At 36.2% G+C, this 5,029-nt stretch carries 1 protein-coding gene; it reads left to right on the forward strand.

The features are described from left to right. Positions 1-99: 99 nt before the first annotated feature. Entirely contained in the window at positions 100-4,152 is a 4,053-nt protein-coding gene (locus HWX04_RS07740) for a type ISP restriction/modification enzyme (RefSeq protein WP_246257618.1), read from the forward strand. The last annotated feature ends 877 nt before the right edge of the window (positions 4,153-5,029 follow it).

A 5,029-nucleotide genomic window follows, 5' to 3' on the forward strand; every position in this document is an offset into this window, starting at 1 on the left:
TGATCTTGTTTTACCGGCGACAACGGTGATCTTGTTTTACCGGCGACAACGGATGCGCAAGCACTTGCACGTAAAGCCAATAAGACCTCTCTTGATGTAATGACGGTGGTCTTTTCGACGTATCATTCCATTCAAGTGATTTCGGATGCACAAAAGGAATATGGATTACCCGAATTTGATCTGATCATTTGTGATGAAGCCCATAGAACAACGGGGGTTGTATTAGGAACAGACAAGCATGAATCTGAATTTATCAAGGTTCATGATAACAGCATCATTTTGGGTAAAAAACGTCTGTATATGACAGCAACACCAAAAATCTTTGCTGATCATGCTAAAAAGCAAGCCCATGAGATGAATGGCATTTTAGCCTCTATGGATGATGAAGCGCTCTATGGAAAAGAGCTTTATACCTATACATTCTCTAAAGCCGTCAAAAATGAACTCTTAGTTCCTTATAAGATTATTGTCTTGGGTGTTAATGAAGAGGAAGTAAGTGAATCCATTCAACATCTGATGACCGATGAGAATTATGAACTTATTCTTGATGATAAGACCAAAATCATAGGCTGTTATCAAGCCTTGAGTAAAATAGATCTAAAAGTTGATCTGAGTGATGACCCTAACCCCATGCGGCGGGCTTTGGCTTTTTGTAAAGATATCAAGACCTCTGAACGTATTCGTGACACATTCAATTCTCAAGAAATACAGAAAGAATTGTATGGTATTCATAAGCTCTATAAAGATACGTCGCCTCTTCAGTGTACCTTTGCGCATATTGATGGAACACAAAGTGCCAAGAAACGCAATGAAGCCCTTGATTGGTTAAAGGAAGATGCGGGGGAACATGCTTGCCGTGTGTTGACCAATGTACGCTGTTTGTCTGAAGGTGTTGATGTTCCTGCTTTGGATGCGATTATGTTTTTACACCCGCGCAAAAGCCAAGTGGATGTGATACAGGCGGTAGGGCGTATTATGCGCCGTGCCAAAGGCAAAAAAAGAGGTTATATCATTTTACCGGTTGGAATACCAGCTGGGGTTTCTGCTGAAGAGGTTTTAAAATACAACAAGAGATACAGTGTTGTTTGGCAAGTGATCAATGCTTTGCTTTCCCATGATGAAAATTTTGAAGTAACTCTTAACCAGATGATTTTAGGTCAAGACGTCAGTCATACTTTAGAGATTGCTGCCTTAAAGAGTATGACGACGGTTGAAGATAAACTCCATGTTTATGAGAAACCAGAAAGCGCGGGGCTTGATATTGGCAAAGCAGCCTATGAACCAAAGCATAGCTATAACGGGCAAATGAGATTACCTTTTTATAAAGAGTTTCCCAATGCCCTTAAAACTCTTTTGGCTAAGAAATTTACCCTTGCGGATTACTGGGGTATTTGGGCTGGCAATGTTGCTGAAATTGCGCAAAACCATATCAATCATCTTAAAGATATCCTATCCGATGAAACCAGTGAAGCCTTTCATGCTTTTGAGAGCTTTCATAAAGAACTAAAAAACAACTTAAACAGTGAAATCAAACAAGAGGAAGCGCTTGAGATGTTAGGACAACATCTTGTGACGCGCCCCGTGTTTGAAGCTTTGTTTGAAGGCAATGCGTTTGTGCAAAACAATGCCATTTCGCAAGCGATGGAAAAGATCTTAGCTGAGTTGGATAAAACCAATATCAAACAAGTCTCTAAAGAATTACAAGAGTTTCATGATAGCGTAAAATTCCGTGCCTCTGGGATTACCTCCCCCCATGCAAGACGAAACCTTATTATCAAACTTTACGAAGATTTTTTTGCCAAAGCATTTAAGAAAACCACCGATAGGCTTGGGATTGTCTATACCCCCGTTGAGGTTGTTGATTTTATCATTCACTCTGTTGATGATGTCTTACGCAATGAATTTGGAAAAAGTCTAGGATCACGGGGTGTCTCTATTCTCGACCCTTTTACGGGTACGGGTACCTTTATCACACGGTTGTTACAATCTAAACTGATCAAACCAGAGGACATGGAATATAAATACCGTTATGATATCCATGCCAATGAGATTGTCTTGCTAGCTTATTACATAGCAGCCATTAATATTGAAGCAACCTATCATAGTCTTATGAAAGGAGAGTACATTCCCTTTAAGCATATTGGTTTAACCGATACGTTTCGGATGCTTGAAGAGAAAAATCTGCTACAAAAATTATTTAAAGAAAACAGTGAATATTTAGAACACCAGAAAAATCTGAATATCGAAGTTATCTTTGGTAATCCCCCTTATTCCGTAGGACAAAAAAACGAAAACGATAATGCAAAGAACAGTCCTTATCCACTATTAGATGACCGTATTCGTGAGACCTATGCCGCTCAATCGAAAGTAACGAATTCACGAGCGCTTTATGATAGTTATATCCGTGCTATCCGCTGGGCTAGTGACCGTATTGATAATGCTGGGGTAATCGGCTTTGTTTCTGGTTCTGGTTACGTAGAAAAGCCAACAATGGATAGTTTACGAAAATCTTTGGCTAAAGAATTTACGAGTATTTACGTGCTTAATTTACGAGGTGATATTCGTAAAAATATGATGAATAAAAATAATTCTCAAGAAGGAGAAAATATTTTTGGCAATGGTAGCATGACGGGTATTGCTGTGACATTATTTATCAAAAACCCTAATGTTTCTGGAGAGTGTAAAATTTACTACCATGACATTGGTAATAATCTCACAACAAAAGAAAAACTTACGGCTCTTGAGTATTTTGGTAGTGTTGGCGGCATTACGGATAAAAAGGGCTGGCAAGTGATTACACCAAACGAGCATGGGGATTGGATACATCAACGTGATAACAGTTTTGCTGCCTTTCTAACATTAGGTGATAAAAAGGGTGATAATAAAAGGCTATTCGAAACTTTTTCCCGTGGAATTATAACTACTCGCGATACTTGGGCTTATAACTCCAGTCGTGAAGCTTTATCACAAAACATGAGTAATATGATTGCCTTTTATAATAGTGAAGCAGAACGGTTTAATGATACCTATCCACATACTGACCGTAAAATACGTACAAAGGCTGTAGATTACTTTGTTAATACAGATGAAAAAAAGATAAGTTGGAGTCATAATGTTAAACAAGAATTAGTAAGGGGAAAGTTTTTTAAACTTGAAGAAGCGTTCCTTATTCAAAGCCTTTATCGCCCTTTTACACAACAGTGGCTATACTACAACCGTACTTTCAACGAGAGAGTCTATCAAATGCCGCGGATATTTCCGATAGGACAAGCGGTTGAAAATAAAGTGATACATGTTACAGGCATAGGAGCGATGGGGGGCTTTTCTGTTTTGATGAGTAATGTTTTGACTGATGTTCAGGTGATAAGTAATGGGCAATGCTTTCCAAGATATATCTATGAAGATACTACGGTATTAAAAAGTAAAAGTGAGAAACAATCCCACTTATTTACGCATTCTACAGAAGATAGCAAAACAACTGGTTTACAGAGGCGTGATGCCATTACAGATGAAGGACTAGACCATTTTAAAGCTGCTTATCCTAATGAGATTATCACTAAAGATGATCTATTCTATTATGTTTATGGTCTTTTACATTCGGAAGATTATCGTGCCCGTTATGCTGATAATTTATGCAAAGAATTTCCTCGTATCCCTTGCGTAAAAACTTCTGAGGACTTTTGGAAGTTTGTTACAGCAGGGCGTGAACTGGGGCATTTGCACGTGAATTATGAAGATGTGGAACCTTATCCAGTCAAATTTAAAAAAGGCAATCCAAAACAGATTGATATTCCTAATCCAGAAAAGTTTTACTACGTTACAGAGATGAAATTCGCAAAAATTAAAAATAGTAAGGAAAAGGATAAATCCACGGTTATTTACAACAGCAACATTACGATGATAGATATACCTCTTGAAGCTTATAACTATATCGTCAATGGCAAGCCGGCTCTTGAATGGGTTATGGGGCGTCAATGCGTAAAGACTGATAAAAAGAGTGGTATTGTGAATGATGCCAATCGCTATGCTGTTGAGACTGTTGGCAACCCTGCTTATCCATTGGAGTTATTCCAAAGGGTTATTACCGTAAGTTTAGAGACAATGAAAATCGTTAAGAGCTTACCAAAATTAGAAATTAAAGAAACTGAATAAGCTTATAAGATCTTAAAACTCATAAGGGGTATAGAGTCTTATAATCATAATCTATACCTCTTTATTAAGTTGATTAGATATAATCTTAAAAGGCATAATTTGTCATGCGTTATTCTAAAAAAAGAACATTTGCACTTTTAAACACTGTAATTTGGATTGCTTTAAGACTGATAAGAAATCCACTCTTAAATAGAATACGCTTCTTTTGGATTGCCTTTAAGAGATTATACCGTAATCTCAAATGATAGCTTTATTGTTTTCAAAAGCTTTGTTTAAAGAGAGTTATGTATATTCATTTTGCTTATAGGTTTTGACGGTATAAAAATTGTCAAAACCCCTACAAAACGTATATTATTGATTGAATTTAGAGGTTGTATTATCAATATGGGTTGTTTTTTTAAGATCTGTAAAATATTAACATATTGAAATATAAAGTTTTTATTTTTTGCTATTTTTTTATATAAAAGCAACAACCGTCAAAACTCAAAACCCCTCCAAAACTCATAACCATAATAATCTTGATAGCATTTCTTATGATTACAAACTATCTTTTGAAAGGCTTTAAAAGATCACATGTTTTTTAAGACATATTTAAAGCACTCACTAAAATCATAAATTTATCTATTAAAGTGAACTGATAAAAATTCATTAAATGGATTTTGCTAATCTCTATAGTTATCAGTTTCTCTTTAGAGGTTTTCATAACAAGCTATAAATCACAGTTATCCTATTTATAATCTCTCTTATAAACATGAAAAATGATACGATGGCTATAAAGCAGATAACAGCTATAAAGCACGTGTAAAAACAGAATGGTTTCATAATCAAAATGCATTTTCATAATTACGTTGCCAATGAACGCATTGGTTATAAAGAC

Source organism: Bartonella gabonensis (assembly GCF_903679515.1).
GTDB classification, from domain to species: Bacteria; Pseudomonadota; Alphaproteobacteria; order Rhizobiales; family Rhizobiaceae; genus Bartonella; species Bartonella gabonensis.